The sequence below is a fragment of the Deltaproteobacteria bacterium genome, from assembly GCA_011773515.1.
Classification (GTDB): Bacteria; Desulfobacterota; Deferrimicrobia; order J040; family J040; genus WVXK01.
In genome coordinates, this window is the sequence record WVXK01000099.1 from 21,396 (window position 1) to 22,860 (window position 1,465).

2 protein-coding genes are annotated in these 1,465 nt (G+C 62.5%); both read left to right on the top strand.

What is annotated here, in order from left to right; translation table 11 throughout:
• Window positions 1–1,011, top strand: a 1,011-nt coding sequence (gene larA, locus GTN70_10715) for a nickel-dependent lactate racemase (protein ID NIO17439.1), incomplete at its 5' end; no start/stop codon positions are given.
• Between the two features lie 25 nt (window positions 1,012–1,036).
• Window positions 1,037–1,369 (top strand): cupin domain-containing protein, encoded by a 333-nt coding sequence (locus GTN70_10720; protein ID NIO17440.1) that lies wholly within the window; start codon window positions 1,037–1,039, stop codon window positions 1,367–1,369.
• Window positions 1,370–1,465 lie beyond the last annotated feature (96 nt).

Consider the following 1,465-nt stretch of genomic DNA (forward strand, 5'->3'; position numbering starts at 1 on the left):
GTCGGGGCAAGGGACATTTCCCTGTTCATCGCCCTGGGCATTCACCGGAAGCTCACCGGCGATGAGCTCTCCTCGATCACGGGGGGGCTCTCCGCAACGATCCCCACGTTTCAGCACGACCCCGACAGCGATCTCACCTACCTCGGAGATACGTCGAGGGGGACGCCCGTGTACGTGAACGCACACCTTTTGTCCCACGACAGGATCATCGCCACGGGGACCGCCTCCTTCCACTACTTCGCCGGGTACGGAGGGGGAAGAAAGGTCATCGTCCCGGGACTTGCCGGGCGCGATACCTGCTACGCCACCCACTTCAGGGTTTTCCGGGAGGGGAAGGGAAAGCACCCGCGGGCAAAATCGGGGGTCCTCGAGGGGAACCCCGTCCACGAGGACGTGACGGAGGCGGCGGGGAAGGTCCCCGTCGATTTTTCCCTGAACACCTGCGTAACCCCCCAAAGAGGGCTGTTCGGCGCCTTCGCGGGGAGCCTCGTTGCGGCCCACGAGGCTGCCTGCAGCCACTACGCGCGCTTCTTCCGGGTGGACATTCCCGAGAGGCTTCCCCTGGTCATTGCATCTGCCGGCGGCTACCCGAAGGACATAAATTTTATCCAGGCTCACAAGGCCCTCGACAATGCATTCCAGGCGGTCGATGACGGGGGTGTGATCGTTCTCGCCGCGGAGTGCCGGGACGGCTTCGGCCACCCCGATTTTTTCCCCTGGTTCCGGTTCGGCGACGAGGATGCCCTCGAGGACCACCTGCGGGAGCACTACGTCGTTTACGGGCAGACGGCCCATGCCGTGCTTACCAAGGCAAAGAGGGTGACGGTTATTCTGCTCAGCGAGCTTGACCCGGAGGAAGTGAGAAAGATGTCGATGGAGCCGGCCGGGGATATCGGCGATGCCCTTGCCAGGGCGGGCGAGCGGATGGAGGGGATCGACAGATTCTACCTGATCCCCGATGCGGGGTATTTGCTCCCGCAGTGGGCAGCTTCCGCCGGGTCCCGGCAGTGACGAGAGCAGAGAGAGGGGTGCGGGCATGAAGGAACACTTTGAAGGGTTGAAGGAGGTGGAACTGCTCGAGGGGGTGCGCGCCCGTTTTTTCCCGGGCGAAAAGATGATGTTTTCCTTCATCAAGCTCGAGCCCGGCGTCCTGCTCCCCCGGCACCGCCATCCCCACGAGCAGATGGGGTACGTGCTCGAGGGCTCCTTTTTGCTCAGAACGGGCGGGAAGGAGTGGGAGCTTGAAAAGGACGACATGTATTTCGTGAGAGCCGGTGAGGACCACGAGGCGCTGGCGGGTGATGCGGGGGCGCTGGTCCTCGACGTATTCACGCCCCCCCGGGAGGAGTACCTGGAGATGACGAGATAACAATGCCGGGGGGAAGGGTCTAAAGTCCCGAGAAACCAGTTTCGCGTTTAGAGTTTCGAGTTTCTCGTTTCTGGTTTCTCGTTCAACCGGAAACCG

Excerpts from the sequence above, each read along its gene's own strand:
- GTN70_10720 (NIO17440.1), top strand. The coding sequence starts at position 1,037 with ATGAAGGAACACTTTGAAGGGTTGAAGGAGGTGGAACTGCTCGAGGGG.